Source organism: Stenotrophomonas sp. 115C5 (genome assembly GCF_056861055.1).
In genome coordinates this window covers 583,674-602,681 of record NZ_JBSPUQ010000001.1, presented here as the reverse complement: position 1 = coordinate 602,681, position 19,008 = coordinate 583,674, and the positions used below count along the sequence as shown (strand labels likewise).

At 67.4% G+C, this 19,008-nt stretch carries 19 protein-coding genes; 7 read left to right on the top strand and 12 right to left on the bottom strand.

Annotated elements, in window-relative coordinates; genetic code table 11:
• Positions 1-101 precede the first annotated feature (101 nt).
• From AC13FN_RS02775 to AC13FN_RS02755, 5 genes are all read right to left on the bottom strand, one after another.
• Positions 102-1,358 carry a cysteine desulfurase gene (locus tag AC13FN_RS02775; RefSeq protein WP_482985188.1) on the bottom strand — a complete coding sequence of 419 codons (1,257 nt, stop codon included), beginning with the start codon at positions 1,356-1,358 and terminating at the stop codon, positions 102-104.
• Positions 1,355-2,617, bottom strand: a complete 1,263-nt coding sequence (gene sufD, locus AC13FN_RS02770; RefSeq protein ID WP_482985189.1) for a Fe-S cluster assembly protein SufD — start codon at positions 2,615-2,617, stop codon at positions 1,355-1,357. Before sufD ends, AC13FN_RS02775 begins: the two co-directional genes overlap by 4 nt.
• Positions 2,617-3,381, bottom strand: coding sequence for a Fe-S cluster assembly ATPase SufC (gene sufC, locus AC13FN_RS02765; protein ID WP_180836283.1), 765 nt, complete (start codon positions 3,379-3,381; stop codon positions 2,617-2,619). The genes sufD and sufC overlap by 1 nt, the downstream gene beginning before the upstream one ends.
• A gap of 74 nt (positions 3,382-3,455) precedes the next feature.
• Positions 3,456-4,931: a Fe-S cluster assembly protein SufB gene (gene sufB, locus AC13FN_RS02760; protein ID WP_005408435.1), complete on the bottom strand. Its 1,476-nt coding sequence runs from the start codon at positions 4,929-4,931 to the stop codon at positions 3,456-3,458.
• A gap of 17 nt (positions 4,932-4,948) precedes the next feature.
• Positions 4,949-5,404 (bottom strand): SUF system Fe-S cluster assembly regulator, encoded by a 456-nt coding sequence (locus AC13FN_RS02755; RefSeq protein WP_005408436.1) that lies wholly within the window; start codon positions 5,402-5,404, stop codon positions 4,949-4,951.
• Positions 5,405-5,613: 209 nt separating this feature from the next.
• Here AC13FN_RS02755 and AC13FN_RS02750 point away from each other — a divergent pair, with 209 nt between their 5' ends.
• Together AC13FN_RS02750 and AC13FN_RS02745 are read left to right on the top strand one after the other, a co-directional pair.
• Entirely contained in the window at positions 5,614-6,081 is a 468-nt protein-coding gene (locus tag AC13FN_RS02750; RefSeq protein WP_217015348.1) for an SET domain-containing protein, read from the top strand.
• Positions 6,082-6,210: 129 nt separating this feature from the next.
• Entirely contained in the window at positions 6,211-6,753 is a 543-nt protein-coding gene (locus AC13FN_RS02745; protein ID WP_049434501.1) for a type 1 glutamine amidotransferase domain-containing protein, read from the top strand.
• 38 nt (positions 6,754-6,791) lie between these two features.
• On the opposite strand, the gene AC13FN_RS02740 is transcribed toward AC13FN_RS02745, so the two are convergent.
• The 4 genes from AC13FN_RS02740 to AC13FN_RS02725 all read right to left on the bottom strand — a co-directional run bounded on the left by AC13FN_RS02740 (position 6,792) and on the right by AC13FN_RS02725 (position 9,036).
• A complete protein-coding gene (locus AC13FN_RS02740) occupies positions 6,792-7,388 on the bottom strand; it encodes a YceB family lipoprotein (RefSeq protein WP_049413438.1) in 597 nt (198 codons plus the stop codon).
• An 82-nt stretch (positions 7,389-7,470) separates the two neighbouring features.
• Entirely contained in the window at positions 7,471-8,019 is a 549-nt protein-coding gene (locus tag AC13FN_RS02735; protein ID WP_053442629.1) for a hypothetical protein, read from the bottom strand.
• Between the two features lie 55 nt (positions 8,020-8,074).
• Positions 8,075-8,383, bottom strand: coding sequence for a DUF3861 family protein (locus tag AC13FN_RS02730; protein ID WP_010483541.1), 309 nt, complete (start codon positions 8,381-8,383; stop codon positions 8,075-8,077).
• A 254-nt stretch (positions 8,384-8,637) separates the two neighbouring features.
• Positions 8,638-9,036 (bottom strand): HU family DNA-binding protein, encoded by a 399-nt coding sequence (locus AC13FN_RS02725; RefSeq protein ID WP_010483539.1) that lies wholly within the window; start codon positions 9,034-9,036, stop codon positions 8,638-8,640.
• Positions 9,037-9,408: 372 nt separating this feature from the next.
• Between AC13FN_RS02725 and AC13FN_RS02720 the strand changes: the two genes are divergently transcribed.
• Positions 9,409-9,840: an OsmC family protein gene (locus tag AC13FN_RS02720; protein WP_005408443.1), complete on the top strand. Its 432-nt coding sequence runs from the start codon at positions 9,409-9,411 to the stop codon at positions 9,838-9,840.
• 99 nt (positions 9,841-9,939) lie between these two features.
• Here AC13FN_RS02720 and AC13FN_RS02715 read toward each other — a convergent pair whose 3' ends face one another.
• Both AC13FN_RS02715 and AC13FN_RS02710 read right to left on the bottom strand, forming a co-directional pair.
• Positions 9,940-10,818, bottom strand: a complete 879-nt coding sequence (locus tag AC13FN_RS02715) for a PhzF family phenazine biosynthesis isomerase (RefSeq protein ID WP_217015353.1) — start codon at positions 10,816-10,818, stop codon at positions 9,940-9,942.
• A 91-nt stretch (positions 10,819-10,909) separates the two neighbouring features.
• Positions 10,910-11,782: a PhzF family phenazine biosynthesis protein gene (locus AC13FN_RS02710; protein ID WP_217015355.1), complete on the bottom strand. Its 873-nt coding sequence runs from the start codon at positions 11,780-11,782 to the stop codon at positions 10,910-10,912.
• A 75-nt stretch (positions 11,783-11,857) separates the two neighbouring features.
• Here AC13FN_RS02710 and AC13FN_RS02705 point away from each other — a divergent pair, with 75 nt between their 5' ends.
• The 3 genes from AC13FN_RS02705 (at position 11,858) to murD (ending at position 17,271) form a co-directional block, all read left to right on the top strand.
• Positions 11,858-14,452 carry a bifunctional aspartate kinase/diaminopimelate decarboxylase gene (locus AC13FN_RS02705; RefSeq protein WP_482985190.1) on the top strand — a complete coding sequence of 865 codons (2,595 nt, stop codon included), beginning with the start codon at positions 11,858-11,860 and terminating at the stop codon, positions 14,450-14,452.
• 76 nt (positions 14,453-14,528) lie between these two features.
• Positions 14,529-15,881: a UDP-N-acetyl-alpha-D-muramoyl-L-alanyl-L-glutamate epimerase gene (gene murL / locus AC13FN_RS02700; protein ID WP_482985191.1), complete on the top strand. Its 1,353-nt coding sequence runs from the start codon at positions 14,529-14,531 to the stop codon at positions 15,879-15,881.
• Complete coding sequence (murD, locus tag AC13FN_RS02695; RefSeq protein ID WP_482985192.1) at positions 15,862-17,271, top strand: UDP-N-acetylmuramoyl-L-alanine--D-glutamate ligase; 1,410 nt, start codon at positions 15,862-15,864, stop codon at positions 17,269-17,271. Before murL ends, murD begins: the two co-directional genes overlap by 20 nt.
• 124 nt (positions 17,272-17,395) lie before the next feature.
• Here the strand turns inward: murD and AC13FN_RS02690 are convergent, their stop codons facing one another.
• A complete protein-coding gene (locus tag AC13FN_RS02690; protein WP_482985193.1) occupies positions 17,396-17,992 on the bottom strand; it encodes an SMI1/KNR4 family protein in 597 nt (198 codons plus the stop codon).
• A gap of 133 nt (positions 17,993-18,125) precedes the next feature.
• On the opposite strand from AC13FN_RS02690, the gene AC13FN_RS02685 reads away from it, so the two are divergent.
• Positions 18,126-18,911 carry a dienelactone hydrolase family protein gene (locus AC13FN_RS02685; protein ID WP_126560811.1) on the top strand — a complete coding sequence of 262 codons (786 nt, stop codon included), beginning with the start codon at positions 18,126-18,128 and terminating at the stop codon, positions 18,909-18,911.
• Positions 18,912-19,008: the final 97 nt, after the last annotated feature.

The window sequence follows — 19,008 nt, the reverse complement described above, 5'->3', positions numbered from 1 at the left end:
GTGCTTCCCGGTCACGCCTCTGCTTGCTTGCGTCCAGCGCGCAATAAAAAACGCCGCAGTTTCCTGCGGCGTTCTCATGCTTCCCCGATTCTGGCGAATCTTCAGCCCAGCAGCTTCCGTACCTTGGTCAGCGCGGTCATGAACCGCTCGATCTCGGCATGCGTGTTGTAGAACGCCAGCGAGGCACGGCAGGTAGCCGCGACGCCGAAGTACTGCAGCAGCGGGTGTGCGCAGTGCTGGCCCGAGCGCACGGCCACGCCTTCCAGGTCGAGCAGGGTCGCCAGGTCGTGCGCATGCGCGCCATCGATCAGGAACGAGACCACCGCAGCCTTCTCCGGTGCTTCGCCGATGATGCGCAGGCCGTCGACGCGGCGCAGCTCTTCGGTGAAGTGCGCCAGCAGTTCGGCTTCGCGGGCTTCCACGTTCTCCTGCCCAAGCTGCTGCAGGTAGTCGGCAGCCACGCCCAGGCCGATGAAGCCGGCGATGTTCGGGGTGCCGGCTTCGAACTTGTGCGGGGCATCGTTGAACACGGTGCCGTCGAAGCTGACTTCCTTGATCATCTCGCCGCCACCGAGGAACGGTGGCATCGCGTCCAGGTGCTCGCGGCGCGCCCACAGGGCGCCGGTGCCGGTTGGGCCGCACATCTTGTGGCCGGTGATGGCATAGAAGTCGCAGCCGATCGCGGCCACGTCGACCTGGCGGTGCGGCACGGCCTGCGAGCCATCGACCACGGTGATGATGCCGCGCTTGCGTGCTTCGCGGCAGATCTCGCGCACCGGGTTGACCGTGCCCAGCACGTTGGAGACGTGGGTGACCGCCAGCAGCTTGACCTCCGGGGTCATCGCCGCGCGCAGCGCATCCAGGTCCAGCGCGCCATCGGGCGTGATCTCGGCCACGCGGATGGTGGCGCCGGTACGCTGCGCGACCAGCTGCCACGGCACGATGTTGGCGTGGTGTTCCATGCGCGTGATCAGGATCACGTCGCCGGCCTTCAGCCGCGGCAGCGCCCACGAGTAGGCCACCAGGTTGATGGCGAAGGTGGTGCCACTGCACAGCACCAGGTCGCTGGGGCGCACGTTGAGAAAGCGTGCCAGCTTGTTGCGTGCGCCTTCGTAGGCGTCGGTGGCTTCGCTGCCCAGTGCATGCACCGCGCGGCTGACGTTGGCGTTGTAGCGGCGGTAGAACTCGTCCACCGCGCCGATCACCTGCACCGGCTTCTGGCCGGTGTTGGCATTGTCGAAATAGACCAGCGGCTTGCCATGCACTTCACGCATCAGCAGCGGGAAGTCGAGGCGGACGCGATCCCAGTCGGGGGCACCGCTGGGGCTTTCGATCGGGCGCGGCGTAGACAGGTTCATGCCACACCTGCCTCGGCCAACGCCTTGTCCAGACTGCGTGCCAGCTGCGCACGCAGTGCGTCCGGCAGGATCTTCAGCGGTTCGTGGCAGAACGCGGCACTGAGCAGTGCCTGCGCCTGTGCCTGCGGCAGGCCGCGCGAACGCAGGTAGAACAGCGCATTGGCGTCGAGCTGGCCGACGGTCGCGCCGTGCGCGGCCTTCACTTCATCGGCGTCGATCACCAGCGTCGGCTGGGTGTCGATCTCGGCATCGGCCGACAGCAGCAGGTTCTTGTTGGACAGGTTCGCGTCGGTGCCATCGGCGCCTTCGCGGATCTGGATGCCACCATGGAACACCACGCGGCTGCGGTTGGCGGCGACACCGCGCCACAGCAGTTCGCAGGCGGTATCGCGTGCGATGTGGTCGATACCCAGGCGGGTTTCGACGTGGCGGCGGCCATTGCCAAGCAGCACGCCGTTGGCGGTCAGCTGGGCATTGTCGCCTTCCAGGCGCACGTTCAGTTCATGGCGGCTGAGCGCGGCGCCCAGCTCCAGGTCCACGCGGTGGTACTGCGCATCGCGCGCCAGCACGGCGTCGGTGCGCAGGAAGCTGGTCTGGCGCGCGCTGCCGGCCTGCACGCGGGCGTGCTTGAGCACGGCGTCACGGGCGACGTGGGCATGCAGCACGGTGTTGTCCAGGTGGGCGGAGTCACCCACGCTGAAGCGATGCTCGACCACGCCCAGGCTGGCGCCGGCACGCAGTTCGATCAGGTGACGGTGGTGCCAGGCCAGATCGGTGTCGCCAGCGACGCTGGCGAATACCAGCTGCAGCGGCGTTTCGACCTGTACGCCTTCATCCACGCGCAGCACTACGCCCTCATCGGCCAGCGCGGCGTTGAGGCGGGCGAAGATCTCTTCGCTGCGCTCGTAGCGGCGGCCAAGGAAACGCGCGGCGTCTTCGCCGGCGGCCAGTGCGGCCGACAGCGGCTGCAGCTGCACGCCGGCCGGCAGGGCCTGCACGTCGCTCAGTGCGGCATCCAGGCGGCCGTTGACGAACACCAGGCGCGGCGCCGGGATGTCGTCCAGCAGGGCGGCGTCCAGCGCCGGGCCCTGCAGCGGTGTCGCAGCGAACGCACGGCGTTCCAGCTGCCGCAGCGAGGTGTACTTCCAGGCTTCGTTGCGTGCGGCCGGCAGGCCGTCACGCAGGGCCGCATCCAGCACTTCGCGGCGCGCATCGCTGCCGCAGAAGGCCTGGGCCATCGAATCAAGCAGGGCGCTCATCAGACCGCCGCCTCGGGCACGACCCGGTCCTTCAGGAAATCATAGCCGTGCGCTTCCAGCTCCAGTGCCAGCTCCGGGCCGCCACTTTTGACGATGCGGCCATCGGCCAGCACGTGCACCACGTCCGGCTTGATGTAGTCCAGCAGGCGCTGGTAGTGGGTGATGACCAGGAACGAGCGATCAGCAGCGCGCAGTGCGTTGACACCATCGGCCACGCTCTTCAGTGCATCGATGTCCAGGCCCGAGTCGGTTTCGTCCAGGATCGCCAGCTTCGGTTCCAGCACGGCCAGCTGGAAGATCTCGTTGCGCTTCTTCTCGCCACCGGAGAAGCCTTCGTTGACGCCACGGTGCAGCAGTTCGTCCTTCAGGTGCAGTACGGCCAGCTTCTGGCGCACCAGCTTGAGGAACTGCATGGAATCGAGTTCCTCCTCACCGCGTGCCTTGCGCTGGGCGTTCAGTGCCGCGCGCAGGAAGTAGGTGTTGTTCACGCCCGGGATCTCCACCGGGTACTGGAACGCCAGGAACAGGCCGGCAGCGGCGCGCGCTTCCGGGTCCTGCTCCAGCAGGTCGACGCCGTCGAACTGCACGCTGCCTTCGGTCACGTCGTAGCCGTCGCGGCCGGCCAGGACATTGCCCAGGGTGGACTTGCCGGCGCCGTTCGGGCCCATGATGGCGTGCACCTTGCCCGGCTGGACGTCCAGCGACAGGCCCTTGAGGATTTCCTTGTCGCCGATGCGGGCGTGGAGGTTTTCGATCTTCAGCATGGTGGGGATTTCCGTGGGGCGGGCCGCGGCCCGCCGGTAAAGAGAATGCGTTTGCGAGGGGCAGGGGCGGGCGGTCAGCCCACCGAACCTTCCAGCGAGACTTCCAGCAGCTTCTTGGCTTCCACCGCGAACTCCATCGGCAGTTCGCGGAACACCTGCTTGCAGAAGCCGTCGACGATCATCGACACCGCGTCTTCCTGGCTGATGCCACGGGCGCGGCAGTAGAACAGCTGGTCGTCGGAGATCTTGGAGGTGGTGGCCTCGTGCTCGACGGTGGCGCCCGGGTTCTTCACCTCGATGTAGGGGAAGGTGTGGGCGCCGCACTGCTTGCCGATCAGCAGCGAATCGCACTGGGTGTAGTTGCGCGCGCCATCGGCGTTGCGGTCCACCCGCACCAGGCCGCGGTAGGTGTTCTGGCCACGGCCGGCACTGATGCCCTTGCTGACGATCTTGCTCTTGGTGCGCTTGCCAACGTGGATCATCTTGGTGCCGGTGTCGGCCTGCTGGCGGTGATGGGTCAGCGCCACGGAGTGGAACTCACCGACCGAGTCGTCGCCCAGCAGCACGCAGGACGGGTACTTCCAGGTGATCGCCGAGCCGGTTTCGACCTGGGTCCAGGTGACCTTGCTGCGCGCGCCACGGCATTCGGCACGCTTGGTGACGAAGTTGTAGATGCCGCCGACGCCGTTCTCGTCGCCCGGGTACCAGTTCTGCACGGTGGAATACTTGATCTCCGCATCTTCCAGCGCGACCAGCTCGACCACGGCGGCGTGCAGCTGGTTCTCGTCGCGCATCGGCGCGGTGCAGCCTTCCAGGTAGGACACGTAGGCCTTGTCCTCGCACACGATCAGGGTGCGCTCGAACTGGCCGGTATGGCCGGCATTGATGCGGAAGTACGTGCTCAGTTCCATCGGGCAGCGCACGCCCTTGGGAATGAACACGAAGCTGCCATCGGAGAACACTGCCGAGTTGAGCGCGGCGAAGTAGTTGTCGCCCACCGGCACCACGGTGCCCAGGTACTGGCGGACCAGCTCCGGGTGCTCCTTGATGGCCTCGGACATCGAGCAGAAGATGATGCCCTTCTCGGCCAGTTCCTTGCGGAAGGTGGTACCGACCGACACCGAGTCGAACACCGCATCCACCGCCACGCCGGCCAGCTTGGCGCGCTCGTGCAGCGGCACGCCCAGCTTGTCGTAGGTGTCCAGAAGCTCCTTGGGCACGTCATCCAGCGAGGCGTACTTCGGGCCCTTCGGCGCGGAGTAGTAGCTGAGCGCCTGCAGGTCGATCGGGGCGATCTCCAGCTTGGCCCAGTCCGGCATCGGCATGGTCAGGAAGTGACGGTAGGCGTCCAGGCGCCACTGCGTCATCCACTCCGGCTCATCCTTCTTGGCCGACAGGGCACGGATGGTGTCCTCGTCCAGGCCCGGCGGCAGGGAGTCCGATTCGATCTCGGTGATGAAGCCGGCCGAATACTTGCGGCCGAGCTGCTCGTGGATCTCGCGGTTGGGGGTGTCGTCGTGGGCGACGTTTTCGATGGTTTCGGTGGCCATGGGGGGCTGCCTACGGATCAGGAGACGACGTCGACAGCGATGGTGCGGCGCTGTTCGTCATCGGCAAGGGGGAGAGGGGGCAGGATCTGGGCGAGGGTGACATCGCGCAGGGCCTCGGAAACCACGTCGTTGATCAGCCGCCAGCTGCTGCGCGCGCCGCACTTGGGCGCCATGCCACACTGGTGGTGGTCGTGGCTGCATTCGGTCAGGGCCAGCGGCCCTTCCATCGCTTCGACCACTTCGAACAGCGAGATCTCGATGGCCGGGCGGGTCAGGCGGTAGCCGCCACGCACGCCGCGCAGGCCTTCCACCAGGCCGGCCTGGGCCAGCGGCTTGAGTACCTTGCTGACGGTGGGCGGCTCCAGACCGGTGAATTCGGCCAGCTCGGTGGCACTGAGCACCTCGCCCGGACGGGCGGCGAGCACGGTCAGTACGACGGTGGCGTAATCGGTGAGTTTGGTGACGCGCAACATGGGGATGCGAGTGGTTCTTAAAGCGGACTGAAATTGTACGCTTTTCTTCGCCGCCATCCAACCCGGGCATTCAGCCGGCGCTGGGGCCGGGACGGGAGAACACACCGGGGCCGTTGCCAGGGCGCAATGCTGCGCCAACGGGGTGATTTTCGCAATCACCCGGAATGGGCGAGAATCAACGTTCCTTTCGCTGCAGACTTCCCTTGCCGATGCCCAAGAAGATCCAAGCCCGCAAGTCCGCCATCCACGGCAACGGTGTGTTTTCCGTGGCCCCGATCAAGCAGGGCGAGCGCGTGATCCAGTACAAGGGCCTGCTGCGCAGCCACGGCGACGTTGATGCCGATGACAGCGGCGACGTTGAAAGTGGCCATACCTTCCTGTTCACCCTCAATGACGACTGGGTGATCGATGCCAACTACAAGGGCAACGACGCGCGCTGGATCAACCACAGCTGCGACCCGAACTGCGAGGCAGTGATCGAGGAAGGCGAGGACGGCGACAGCCGTGGCGACAAGGTGTTCATCGAGGCGCTGCGCGATATCAAGGCCGGTGAGGAACTGACCTACAACTACGGCATCACCCTGGCCGAGCGTCATACCGCCAAGCTGAAGAAGATCTGGGAGTGCCGCTGCGGCTCGCCCAAGTGCACCGGCACCATGCTGCAGCCCAAGCGCTGACCGGTACCGGGGACTGCCGGCCACTGGCCGGCACTACCCGGAGGCTCTCCACCTGCCGTGCACGGCAGGGTCACCGCCGTGCAAGGGCCGTTCTTCCATTCTGTCGGCTCCCCCAACCGGAGTGCACCCATGGCAGAGCGATTGAAGGGCAAGCAGATTGCCATCCTGGCCACCCACGGCTTCGAACAGTCCGAATTGACCGAACCCAAGCGGCTGCTGGAAGCCGAGGGCGCGCGCGTCAGCGTGGTGTCGCCCGCAAAGGAGGCGACGATCAAGGGCTGGAAGGAGAAGAACTGGGGCGACGCCGTCGCGGTGGACATTCCGCTGGATGAAGCGGATCCGGCACGCTTCGATGCCTTGGTCCTGCCCGGAGGCGTCATCAATCCGGACACGCTGCGTACCGACGAGGTTGTACTCGGCTTCATCCGGGCAGTGGATGAAGCCGGCAAGCCTGTGGCGGCCATCTGCCACGGCCCGTGGTTGCTGATCAACAGCGGCCTTGCTGAGGGGCGCGACGTGACGTCCTGGCCGTCCCTGCAGCAGGATCTGGTCAACGCAGGTGCGAAATGGCGCGATACCGCGGTTGTGATCGATGGAAACCTGATCACCAGCCGCAAGCCGGACGACATTCCCGCCTTCAGTGAGGCGGTGGTCAAGGTACTTGCCGCCTGATGCGCTACGGGTAGTGCCGGCCAGCGGCCGGCACTACCTCATTTACCCAGCACGCCTGCCGGCACCAGGTTGCCCAGGTTCTGGTTGAAGGTGACCACCAGCTTGCCGTTCTTCACCTGTGCCGACTGCACCTGCAGTGCGCCGAGCAAGCCGGCCACGGCCGGGTCCAGCTTGTAGATCGGTTCGCGCTGGGCGTAGTCGCTCAGCCAGGCATTGAGCAGGCCGCGGGTGCGCGAATCGAGGCGACCGCCCTGGTTGGCCGGGGTGAAGTCATCCACGCTCGGCTGCTGCAGGTGGAAGCCCTGGGTCTGCGCGTCGTAGCGCAGGCCGCTGCTGAGCTTCACCGTTCCCAGCTTGGACGGGTTGCCACCGGCGGTGGCCAGTGCGACGTCCATGCCCAGGTTCAACCGTTCGCCGGCCGGAAGGCTCAGCTGCGGATGGCTCATGGTCAGGGCGATCAGGCCCCCCAGGGCGTCCTGGGTGCGCGGGAAGCTGCCATCGAGGTACTGCTGCACGTCGCTGGCACCGACCGACAGTTCGCGGCCGGAAATGGAAGGGGCGGCCTGGGCGCCGATCGCAGCAGCGATCAGCACGGTGGAGGCCGCGAGGCGGGTCATCAGGGAACGCAGGCGCATGGCGGTGACCGGTGAATGCGGAATGGATGGACCAAAGAGTAGCCTTGCCGGCTGAATCGCGCGTGCATGCCGCTGCAACGGTTCAGTCCAGCGATGGCCGCAGTTGCGCCGACTGGATCTGCCAGGCGCGGCCATCGCTGCTGGGCTGCACGCGGTACCAGCCGCCGAAGCGGAAGGTGCCCTCAGCGGTCACCGCGCGGATCTGCACCGGAACCTCCAGCAGCTGCGGTGGCTGGTGACCGTCGCGCGCGACCGGCAGTTCGCTGGTCAGGCGCAGGCTGCGCACGTCCGTGAGCTGGCGCAATGCGGCATCGTCGGCGCGTCGTGCATCGCTGGGCGGGAAGGTCCATGCGGCGTCGATGGCCTTGCGATCGCGATTGAGCAGGGCCATGACATAGGCATTGAGCATTCCCGCCGGCAGCTCGGCCTCGGCCGCGACGGCGGCAAACAGGGGATCGACATCGATGGCCTGCACGGCCGCTGCATCGCCTTCTGCGGCGGCCTGTGGCTTCGCGCGGGCAGCCGCCTCGGCGGTGGCCGGCGGAGCGGCATCCGCAGGATGAGGTTGCGATGGCGGCCGGGAACAGGCCAGCAGCACCAGCGGTGCGATCAGTATCAGGAACCTGCGCATGTCTGCCTCCTCCCCGAGGCGAACGGAAGGAGGCAGTGTATCGGCTGTGCCGCGATCAGCGGGAGGAGGGCAGCTGTTCCAGTGCATCCAGCGCCGGCAGCACCTGCGCGGCGATGGCGGCCAGGGCATGGCCTTCGGTTTCGGCGTGGCGCTGCACGATGTCGCGCAGCAGCTGGGTGGCGATCACCAGGGTCGCGCGCTCGTCGCCGCTGATGCCTGCGGTGCGCGGCGCCGCTTCCAGCAGGCGCATCAGGTCGCGGCTGGCGCGATGTTCCAGTTCGATGGTGCAGCGCCCGGTGCACTGCAACCCGTCCTTTTCGATGGGGGTCACCGAGATCCGGTAGCGGGTGGAGGGGCTGGCCATGAGGGGACGCTCGCCGTAGCTGTGGAGGATGTGCCCACCTTAGGCAAGGCCGTGCCCGGCGGCGATGGCCGGGGCTGCACGCAGTGTTCCACCCGGAACGTTCCGGGGCCGCAACGGACCACGCCCAGCCAATGGCGACGGGCCTGTACGCGCATTCCCGGGAATGCGGCAACGCTGTGTTGCGGGCTGTGGTCGGGACAAAAAAAACGGGACGGCCAGAGCCGTCCCGTCGGAATCCGCGTTGGGGCGCGCGCTTACAGCGCGGCGTCCTTCAGCTTCTTCAGCGGACGCACCTTCAGCTTGGTGGTGGCCGGCTTGGCAGCGAACCACTGCTCTTCCTTGGTGAACGGGTTGATGCCCTTGCGCTTCGGCTTGGCCGGCACATTGACGGTGGTGATCTTCAGCAGGCCCGGCAGGGTGAACGAGCCAGCGCCCTTCTTGTGCACCGAGGAGGCGACGGCGCTTTCCAGCGAGGCCAGCACAGCGCGGACGTCCTTGGCGATGACGCCGGAGGCTTCAGCGATGTGTGCAACCAGGCCGGACTTGGTCAGCACTTCCTTGATCGGCTTCGGAGCGGCCGGCTTGGCGGCTGCCTTCGTCGCGACTTTCTTCACTGCCTTCTTCGGGGCAGCCTTCTTAGCGGTCTTTGCCATGGTTTCCTGTTCCGTGAACGGTTGGTTGTTTGGTCGGCGCCGAACCCCGTCGGCAAGCGCAATGTAGGGCAACTCTCGGGCGCCGCCAATAGCCCGAAGCGCGGAAAGTGCATGTTTTTTCATATCCAGGCCGATTCAGTACATGGCCGGCAGTGGGGGATGGGGGTGTGGCAGCGCGCGCGATGGCCCGCGCCCGCCCATCGTCGGAATGCGCGAAACCACTGAAAACAAGAGGGAAATGCGTTTCCGGTTGGCGAGGAAGTGTCCACGCGCCGGGTTCGGAAGACGACCTCCAGCGTGCGTCGGAGCGACGCAGGGCTAACGCCTCCCGTGCGAGGGTGACCGTTCATCACCGTCACGCAGGAGCAGCACATGGGAATCTCGCGACACGCCACCGCGCACTGGGAAGGCGATCTGAAGTCGGGCAAGGGGCAGTTGAGCACGCCGCAGAGTGGCCTGCTGGACAAGACCCGCTACGGCTTCAACAGCCGTTTCGGCGACGAAAAGGGCACCAATCCGGAAGAGCTGATCGCTGCCGCGCACGCCGGTTGTTTCACCATGGCGCTGTCGGCCAAGCTCGGCGAAGCCGGCTTTACCCCGACCTCGCTGGATACCGAAGCCAAGGTCGATCTGTCGCTGGAAGGCGGCCCGCAGCTGTCGCAGATCCGGCTGAAGGTGAAGGCGGTGGTGCCGGGCATCGACGCCACGCAGTTCCGTGCGATTGCCGATGACGCCAAGCAGAACTGCCCGGTGTCCAAGGCACTGAGCGCCGTGCCGATCAGCCTGGAAGCCGAGCTGGGCTGAGCCGGCGCATCTGTAGAGCCGAGCCCAGGCTCGGCTTCTGCAGGTCCCGTGATCTGGCCGAAGAACAGCCGAGCGTGGGCTCGGCTCTACAGTGTCCCTTTACCAATCGATGGTGCCGGTGATGACGGTCTGCACCTGGCCGCCCGACCAGACCTCGCCGTCCTCGTCGACCAGCAGCGTCAGGCGCGCATCGTGGCCCACTTCGCGGCCCTGGCTGACTTCGAACGGTGCGCGGCCGCGCGGCAGCGCATCGCGCAGGTCCAGCCATGCGGCCAGCACGGCGTTGGCGGCGCCGGAGGCGGCGTCTTCGAAGCGGCGTCCATTGCCGACGAAGGCACGTACCGCCAGGTCGAAGCCCTCGCTGCCATCGCTGAAGGCATAGGCGAACACGCCCATGCTGTCGGTGGTCTCGGCCAGTGCGGCCACCGCATCCCAGTCCGGCTGCAGCGCGCGCAATGCGGCCTCATCGGCCACCTGCACCACCCACCAGCTGCGCCCGCCCTGCATGCGTGCCGGTGGCAGCGTGCCCAGCGGCCAGCCCTTCAGTGCGGCCTGCAGGCGAGGATCGGTCGCCTCGGCAGTCTCGGCCAGCTGCGCGCGCGGGGTGCGGATGGCGATGCGCTGCTGCGCGCCTTCACCGCTGACGCGCAGCGGCAGAGCACCGGCAATGCCGTCCTGCACCAGCACGCCCTCGACTGGTGTGGCGAGGCCCTTCTGAAGCACCGCATGCGCGGTACCGACGCTGGGGTGGCCGGCGAACGGCACTTCCTTCTGCGGGCTGAACATGCGCAGCCGGTAGCTGGCACCGGGTGCCTGCGGCGGAAACACGAAGGTGGTTTCGGGCAGCCGCGTCCAGCGGGCGATGGCCTGCATGCTGGTGTCATCCAGGCCCTCGGCATCGAGTACCACGGCCAGCGGGTTGCCGGCGCCGGCGCGCGGGGAGAACACGTCCAGCTGCAGGAAACGGCGGGTGGTCATAGGGGGCAAACTCCGTAAAACGAGAGGGGATACGGTAGCGCCGGGCCATGCACGGCGTCCGTGTGCGGCGTTCGCCGGGCGTGGCCCGACGCTACCAACGGATGCTGCCGTCGATCACGCACTGCACCTGGCCGCCGATCCACACCGTGCCCTGCGCGTCGACCTGCACCTGCACGCGGCCATCGCGGCCCACTTCGCGGCCCTGGCTGGCCACGTAGCGGCCTTCTCGGCCGGGCAGGGCATCGCGCTGCCGCAGCCAGGCGCCGATCAGCGCATTGGCGCTGCCGGTCACCGGGTCTTCGGGTACGGCGGCCGCGTCAGCGGGGCAGAAGGCGCGCACCACGCGGGCGTGGTCGTCGCCGGGCTCGTCGGCGAACACGGCCAAGCCAGTAGCGTCGGTGGCCAAGCTCCAGTCGCGCAGGGCCGCCATGTCTGGCGCCAGTCCGCGCACGGCGGCGGCGTCGCGCAGCGGCAGCAGCCACCAGCGTGCACCGTTGTCCCACAGTTCGGGTACGTGCCCACAGGCAGCCAGCGCCAGCAGCTCCTTCGGCGCGGCGTCCGCGCTGGTGTCCAGTTGCCGCGCCGGGGGGCTGGCCAGCTGGATCTGCAGTGCCACGGCCGGACCGCTCACCCGTACCGGCAGCAACCCCGCCGCGCATTGCTGCAACAGGGCGCCGTCGCGCGGTTGCGCCAAGCCGCAGGTCACCGCCGCCCAGGCGGCGCCGACGCTGGGGTGGCCGGCAAACGCCAGCTCGCGGGTCGGGGTGAAAATGCGGATGTGGTAGTCGGCGCCCGGCGTGCTGGGGCGCAGGAAGAACACCGTCTCGGACAGGTTCAGCCAAGCGGCAAGGGCCTGCATCTGGCTACTTGAGAGCCCGTCGGCGTCCAGGATGACGCCCAGTGGGTTGCCGGTGCCGGGGCGGGGGGCGAAGACATCGAGCTGCAGGTAACGGAGGACGGCCATCTACGGTGATATTGCGCTTAGAATCAAAGGTTCCGCCCCCGAGGGCGGCTTCCCCACATTCTACATAGCCAATCCATGTCAGCTTCCCCCCTTGTCGATCGTTGGATCGTACTGAAGTTCGGCGGCACCTCGGTGTCGCGTCGTCATCGCTGGGACACGATCGGGAAGCTGGCGAAAAAACGTGCGGAAGAGACCGGCTCGCGCGTGCTGGTAGTGGTGTCGGCGCTGTCCGGGGTCACCAACGAACTGACCGCGATCGCCGATGGCGCGCCGGACAGCCGTGATCGCGTGGCGGCGCTGGTCGAGCGCCACGAGGGCTTCCTGCTTGAACTGGGCCTGGGCCGCGATGTGCTGGCCGAGCGCCTGGCGGCGCTGCAGGGCCTGCTCGACGACGCGCGTGCGGCCACCCGTCCGCTGGACTGGCAGGCCGAAGTGTTGGGCCAGGGCGAGCTGTTGTCCTCCACCCTGGGCGCGGCCTACCTGCACGCCTCGGGCCTGGACATGGGCTGGATGGATGCCCGCCAGTGGCTGGATGCGATGCCGCCGCAGCCGAACCAGAGCGACTGGTCGCAGCGCCTGTCGGTGAACTGCCAGTGGCGTGCCGATGCGGAGTGGATGCAGCGCTTCCGCGCGCAGCCGACCCGCCTGCTGATCACCCAGGGCTTCATTTCGCGGCATGCCGATGGCGGCACCGCCATCCTCGGCCGCGGTGGCTCGGATACCTCGGCGGCGTACTTCGGTGCGCTGCTCGGCGCCAGCCGCGTGGAGATCTGGACCGATGTGCCGGGCATGTTCAGCGCCAACCCGAAGGATGTGCCGGACGCGCGCCTGCTGACCCGCCTGGACTATTACGAAGCACAGGAAATCGCCACCACCGGCGCCAAGGTGCTGCACCCGCGCTCGATCAAGCCGTGCCGCGATGCCGGCGTGCCGATGGCCATCCTCGATACCGAGCGCCCGGAACTGCCGGGTACCAGCATCGACGGCAGCGCCGCACCGGTGCCGGGGGTGAAGGCGATCAGCCGCCGCAACGGCATCGTGCTGGTGTCGATGGAAGGCATCGGCATGTGGCAGCAGGTCGGCTTCCTGGCCGATGTGTTCAACCTGTTCAAGAAGCATGGCCTGTCGGTGGACCTGATCGGTTCGGCCGAGACCAACGTCACCGTGTCGCTGGACCCGTCCGAGAACCTGGTCAACACCGATGTGCTGGCCGCGCTGTCGGCCGACCTGTCGCAGATCTGCAAGGTGAAGGTGATCGTGCCGTGCGCGGCGATCACCTTGGTCGGCCGTGGCATGCGCTCGCTGCTGCACAAGCTGTCGGACGTGTGGGCCACCTTCGGCCGCGAGCGCGTGCACATGATCTCGCAGTCGTCCAACGACCTGAACCTGACCTTCGTCATCGACGAAGCCGATGCCGATGGCCTGTTGCCGGTGCTGCACGCCGAGCTGATCGACAGCGGTGCGATGCCGGTGGAAGAGACCGAGGTGTTCGGCCCGCGCTGGCGCGAAATCGCCGGCACCGTGCGCCCGCGTGGCACGCCGTGGTGGCGGGGCCAGCGTGCCCACCTGTTGCAGCTGGCTGATGCCGGTACGCCGCGCTACGTCTACCACCTGCCGACGGTGCGCGCCCGCGCCCGCGCGCTGGCCGCGATCAAGCCGATCGACCAGCGCTACTACGCGATCAAGGCCAACAGCCACCCGGCCATCCTGCAGCTGCTGGAAGCCGAAGGTTTCGGCTTGGAGTGCGTGTCTCACGGCGAGCTGAAGCATGTGTTCCAGCACCTGCCGGAACTGTCGCCCAAGCGCGTGCTGTTCACCCCCAGCTTCTGCCCGCGCAGCGAGTACGAGGCGGCGTTCGCGCTGGGCGTGACCGTGACCGTCGACAACGTCGAAGCGCTGCAGCGCTGGCCGGACCTGTTCCGCAACCGCGAACTGTGGCTGCGTGTCGACCTGGGCCGTGGCGAAGGCCACCACGCCAAGGTCCGCACCGGCGGCAAGGAGTCCAAGTTCGGCCTGCCGATCGCCCGCGTCGACGAGTTCGTGCGCGCGGCCACCGACCTGGGCAGCCGCGTGGTCGGCCTGCATGCGCACCTGGGCAGTGGCGTGGAGACCGCGCAGCACTGGCGCCTGATGTGCGATGAGCTGGCCGGTTTCGCCCGCCGCATCGGCAGCGTGCAGACCATCGACATCGGTGGCGGACTGCCGATTCCGTATTCCGCCGAGGACGAGCCGTTCGACCTGGATGCCTGGGCCGCCGGCCTGGCCGAGGTCAAGTCGCTGCACCCGGCGTTCCGGCTTGCGATCGAGCCGGGCCGCTACCTGGTGGCCGAGTCCGGTGTGCTGCTGACCCATGTCACCCAGGTGGTGGAAAAGGAGGGCGTGCGCCGCGTCGGCCTGGATGCCGGCATGAATGCACTGATGCGCCCGGCGCTGTACGACGCCTGGCACGACATCGAGAACCTCAGCCGCCAGGGCGGTTACGCCGAAGCGGCATTCGATGTGGTCGGCCCGATCTGCGAATCCAGCGATGTGTTCGGCAAGCGCCGCAAGCTGCCGGTGTCGACCGCGCCGGACGATGTGATGCTGATCGCCGATGCCGGTGCCTACGGCTATTCGATGGCCAACACCTACAACCAGCGGATGCTGCCGCGCGAAGACGTGATCGAATGATCGCCGCGCGCGCCCTGCACCCGCCCACCGACACGCCCCGCGCCCTCGCGCGGGCCCGTGCCTGACCGGATACACCATGACTGCTTTCGACAAACACCAGGTTTCCCGCTTCCGCTTCGTCCGCTGCGAATTCGCTGCGGAAACCGGCGTGGCCAAGCTGGTCTACGCCTTCGATGACGGCCCGGAGATGTTGGAAACCATCACCGTGCCGGGCGCCCCGTTCGTGCTGGACGAGGCGCGCGCGGCCGCCGTGCAGCGTGCGCTGCAGCTGCTGCACCTGATTGCCGGTGTCAGCTACTACAAGGCCGGCGTGCCGGAGACGGTCAGCATCGACAGCTATGCCATCGATGCCGATACCGCAGCGCTGGTGGAGACGGTCTACCTCAATGGCCTGGGCGAGTTCGCCTACCGCAACGGCCTGAACCTGCGCGGGCGTTTCCGCCTGCCGGTGCAGGGCGAAGCGGTGCAGGCACCAGTGCTGGGCCTGCAGCCGCACGCACTGGTGGCGATCGGCGGCGGCAAGGATTCGCTGGTCAGCATCGAAGCGCTGCGCCGTGCCGGCGTGGACGAAACGGTGACCTGGATCGGTGGTTCGCAACTGATCCGTGCCTGCGCCGAGCGCACCGGCCTGCCGATCCTGAACCTGGGCCGCGCGCTGGCGCCGGAACTGTTCGAGCTCAACCGCCAGGGCGCCTGGAACGGCCATATCCCGGTCACCGCGGTGAACTCGGCGATCATGGTGCTGGCCGCGCTGCTGCAGGGCGTGGACCAGGTGGTGTTCTCCAACGAACGTTCGGCCAGCTACGGCAGCCAGATTCCGGGCACCGGCGAAGTGAATCACCAGTGGTCCAAGGGCTGGGCGTTCGAGCAGGCGTTCGGCAGCCATGTGCAGGCGCACGTCGCGGCGGACCTGCAGTACTACTCGCTCCTGCGCCCGATGTCCGAGCTGGCGGTGGCCCGCCAGTTCGCCAAGACCGATTTCTACGACGCGCATTTCTCCAGCTGCAACCGCAACTTCCACATCCTCGGCGAGCGCCCGGTGAACCGCTGGTGCGGCGTCTGCCCGAAGTGCCATTTCGTGTTCCTGGCGTTGGCTCCGTTCATGCCGAAGACGCGCCTGGTGCGCATCTTCGGCCGCAATCTGCTGGACGATGCCGAACAGGCCGGTGGCTTCGACGCGCTGCTGGAATTCCAGGACCACAAGCCGTTCGAGTGCGTGGGCGAAGGCCGCGAATCGCGTGCGGCGATGGCGACCCTGGCGCAGCGCCCGGAGTGGAAGGAGGACGTGCTGGTAAAGCGCTTCTGCAATGAGATCCAGCCGCAGCTGGATGCCGCCGAACTGGAACTGGCACCGCTGCTGCAGCTGCAGGGCGAGCACCGCGTTCCGGCTGCGCTGTGGGAACGGGTGCGTGAAGATTTCGAAGCTTGAGGGAAAGCGCGTTGCGCTGTGGGGCTGGGGCCGTGAGGGCCGCGCCGCGTTTGCGGTGCTGCGTGAGCGCCTGCCAACGCTTGGCCTGAGCCTGTTCTGCCCGGCCGCTGAAGCCGAAGCCGCGCGTGCGGAAACGCAGGGCGCGCTGCAGGTGCTTGGCGAACCCTCGGCCGAAGCGCTGGCCGCGTTCGATGTGGTGATCAAGTCGCCCGGCATCAGCCCTTACCAGCCGATCGCGCTGGCGGCGGCAGAGCAGGGCACCACCTTCATCGGCGGCACCGCGCTGTGGTTTGCCGAACACGCGGCCGACGACGGCATCGTGCACGACACCGTGTGCGTGACCGGTACCAAGGGCAAGAGCACCACCACCGCCTTGGTCGCGCACCTGCTGCGTGCCGCCGGCCATCGCACCGGCCTGGTCGGCAACATCGGCCTGCCGTTGCTGGAAGTGCTGGATCCGCAGCCCGCGCCCGCGTACTGGGCGGTGGAACTGTCCAGCTACCAGACCGGCGAAGTGGCGCGCAGTGGCGCCCGCCCGCAGGTGGCCGTGGTGCTGAACCTGTTCCCGGAACACCTGGACTGGCACGGCAGCGAACAGCGCTACATCGAGGACAAGCTGCGGCTGGTGACCGAAGCCGCGCCGCGCATTGCCGTGCTCAACGCGGCCGATCCGCACCTGGCCGGGCTGTCGTTGCCTGCCAGCGAGGTGGTCTGGTTCAACCAGCCGCAGGGCTGGCATATGCGCGGTGACATCGTGCACCGTGGCGAGCAGCCCGTGTTCGATACCCGCAACACGCCGCTGCCGGGCCGCCACAACCGCGGCAACCTGTGCGCAGTGCTGGCCGCGCTGGAAGCGCTGGGCCTGGATGCGGTGGCGCTGGCACCGGCGGTGCAGGATTTCCGCCCGCTGCCGAACCGCCTGCAGCGCATCGGCGTGGCCGATGGCCTGACCTACGTCAACGATTCGATCAGCACCACGCCGCATGCCAGCCTGGCCGCGCTGGAGTGCTTCGCCGGGCAGCGCATCGCGCTGCTGGTGGGCGGGCATGACCGCGGCCTGGACTGGACCGATTTCATGCAGCACATGGCGCACGACGTGCCGCCGGTGGAGATTGTGACCATGGGCAGCAACGGCCCGCGCATCCACGCGATGCTGCAGCCGCTGGCCGATGCCGGTCGCTTCGGCCTGCACGCCGCCGGCGACCTGCCCGAGGCGATGGCGCTTGCACGCGCGGCGCTGGGTGCGCAGGGCGGGGTGGTGCTGCTGTCGCCGGGCGCGCCCAGTTTTGGTGCCTACCGCGATTACGTGGCGCGTGGTCGCCATTTCGCCGAACTGGCCGGATTCGACCCGGACAGCATCAGCGCGATTCCCGGGCTGGGTATCGCTTGAAGGTAGTGCCGGCCGCTGGCCGGCAACCTCCGGAGACATTCATCCACGCATGGCGTGGATCTACTGCAGGGCCGAGCCCACGCCCGTCGCCGTTTGTAGAGCCGAGCCCATGCTCGGCTGGGTTTCAATCGTCGTCCTGATCGATGAACGCGTAATCGCGATCAATCAGCTGCTGCAGGTACGCATCGAAGCTCGGTGCGATCACCGCGTAGCTGTCCGGATCGTGCAGGTAGCGCACCACCTGGCCGACGGTGCCGCCCGGTGCCGGATCGAAATCCAGATACAGCATCGAGGTGCCACCGTTGTTCATGCAGTGCGAGAAACACAGCCGGCGGCTCATCGGCAGATCCGCATCGATGCCCTCGCCGAGAATCTCCGGTTCGTCATCCAGCCACTCTTCGTAGATGGAACGGATGCTGTCGTCCCACCGCTGCTGGTCCTCGAAGATCTGCGCGACCGATCGCAGGTAGTACGGATAGCCGCCGTCCTCGACATCCGAGCCGAGCATCAGCACGCAGACCTTGCCCGCGGGGTACTCCCGGTAGTGGGTGCCATCCACGCGCGACAGCAGCTCCACCAGGCTGCCCGGCACCTGCGGCCACTGCACACGCAGGCGCTGCAGGTCTTCGGCGCTGGCGCCCTGCACGTGGGCCCACTGCGGGGCATCCTCGGCAGGCAAACGCGGGATCAGGCCAGACAGAAAGCGATCAACAAGATTCATGCGAAAAAAGGGGACGGAGGGGATTAAGTCGTATCCAACCACACCTGCGTCACGCCGCCAATGCAGAATGCGACGCGGGAGGGGCGATTACGGCTTAATCCCCTCCGTCCCCTTTTTCTTGCGGAGCAGGCGCATGAATCGTTGGCGATGCGGTGTGGCGATGATCCTGGGGCTGGCGGCGATGCCGGCGTGGGCGGCGATGAAGACGCAGCCGGTGGAATGGAAGCACCAGGGCACGACCTTCAGTGGCGTGCTGGTCTATGACGACGGCGAGCATGACAAGCGCCCTGGCCTGGTGATGGTGCCGAACTGGAAGGGCGTGAACGAATCGGCCATCGAGAAGGCCAAGCAGCTGGCCGGTGACGACTATGTGGTGCTGGTGGCCGATGTCTACGGCAAGGGTGTGCGGCCGAAGACCGATGCCGAGGCCGGGCCGGTGGCGACCAAGCTGCGCAATGACCGGCCGCTGCTGCGCGCACGCGCGCTGGAGGCGGTGAACGTGCTCAAGGCGCAGGCCGGCAAGGTGCCGCTGGATGCCAGCCGGATCGGCGCGGTGGGCTTCTGCTTTGGCGGCACCACGGTGCTGGAACTGGCTCGCGCCGGTGCGCCATTGGCCGGTGTGGTCAGCCTGCATGGGGGGCTGGGTTCGCCGCTGCCGGCGCAGGCCGGTGGCACGCACCCGTCGGTACTGGTGCTCAATGGTGCCGATGACAAGAGCGTGACCGCCGAAGACATCGCCGGTTTCCAGAAGGAAATGAACGCGGCCAAGGTCGACTGGGAATTCACCAACTACAGCGGCGCGGTGCACTGCTTTGCGGAGCGTGATGCCAACAGCCCGCCGGGCTGCCAGTACAACGAACGGGCGGCCAAGCGCGCATGGAAGGCGCTGGATGAGTTCTTCGAGGAGCGGTTCCGGTAAACAAAGGCGTGCCGACCAAGGTTGGCACCCACCGATGTTCCAGTGCCGACCAATGGTCGGCATCCACCCACAGCCACGGTAGGTGCCGACCGTTGGT

What these genes read in the sequence shown, in the direction of transcription:
- sufC (WP_180836283.1), bottom strand. Translation starts at nt 3,381, where the DNA reads ATGCTGAAGATCGAAAACCTCCACGCCCGCATCGGCGACAAGGAAATC.
- AC13FN_RS02750 (WP_217015348.1), top strand. Translation starts at nt 5,614, where the DNA reads ATGCCCAAGAAGATCCAAGCCCGCAAGTCCGCCATCCACGGCAACGGT.
- AC13FN_RS02745 (WP_049434501.1), top strand. Translation starts at nt 6,211, where the DNA reads ATGGCAGAGCGATTGAAGGGCAAGCAGATTGCCATCCTGGCCACCCAC.
- AC13FN_RS02735 (WP_053442629.1), bottom strand. Translation starts at nt 8,019, where the DNA reads ATGCGCAGGTTCCTGATACTGATCGCACCGCTGGTGCTGCTGGCCTGT.
- AC13FN_RS02740 (WP_049413438.1), bottom strand. Translation starts at nt 7,388, where the DNA reads ATGCGCCTGCGTTCCCTGATGACCCGCCTCGCGGCCTCCACCGTGCTG.
- murL (WP_482985191.1), top strand. Translation starts at nt 14,529, where the DNA reads ATGACTGCTTTCGACAAACACCAGGTTTCCCGCTTCCGCTTCGTCCGC.
- AC13FN_RS02725 (WP_010483539.1), bottom strand. Translation starts at nt 9,036, where the DNA reads ATGGCAAAGACCGCTAAGAAGGCTGCCCCGAAGAAGGCAGTGAAGAAA.
- AC13FN_RS02775 (WP_482985188.1), bottom strand. Translation starts at nt 1,358, where the DNA reads ATGAACCTGTCTACGCCGCGCCCGATCGAAAGCCCCAGCGGTGCCCCC.
- AC13FN_RS02685 (WP_126560811.1), top strand. Translation starts at nt 18,126, where the DNA reads ATGAATCGTTGGCGATGCGGTGTGGCGATGATCCTGGGGCTGGCGGCG.
- AC13FN_RS02720 (WP_005408443.1), top strand. Translation starts at nt 9,409, where the DNA reads ATGGGAATCTCGCGACACGCCACCGCGCACTGGGAAGGCGATCTGAAG.
- AC13FN_RS02710 (WP_217015355.1), bottom strand. Translation starts at nt 11,782, where the DNA reads ATGGCCGTCCTCCGTTACCTGCAGCTCGATGTCTTCGCCCCCCGCCCC.
- AC13FN_RS02705 (WP_482985190.1), top strand. Translation starts at nt 11,858, where the DNA reads ATGTCAGCTTCCCCCCTTGTCGATCGTTGGATCGTACTGAAGTTCGGC.
- sufD (WP_482985189.1), bottom strand. Translation starts at nt 2,617, where the DNA reads ATGAGCGCCCTGCTTGATTCGATGGCCCAGGCCTTCTGCGGCAGCGAT.
- AC13FN_RS02690 (WP_482985193.1), bottom strand. Translation starts at nt 17,992, where the DNA reads ATGAATCTTGTTGATCGCTTTCTGTCTGGCCTGATCCCGCGTTTGCCT.
- AC13FN_RS02730 (WP_010483541.1), bottom strand. Translation starts at nt 8,383, where the DNA reads ATGGCCAGCCCCTCCACCCGCTACCGGATCTCGGTGACCCCCATCGAA.
- sufB (WP_005408435.1), bottom strand. Translation starts at nt 4,931, where the DNA reads ATGGCCACCGAAACCATCGAAAACGTCGCCCACGACGACACCCCCAAC.
- AC13FN_RS02715 (WP_217015353.1), bottom strand. Translation starts at nt 10,818, where the DNA reads ATGACCACCCGCCGTTTCCTGCAGCTGGACGTGTTCTCCCCGCGCGCC.
- AC13FN_RS02755 (WP_005408436.1), bottom strand. Translation starts at nt 5,404, where the DNA reads ATGTTGCGCGTCACCAAACTCACCGATTACGCCACCGTCGTACTGACC.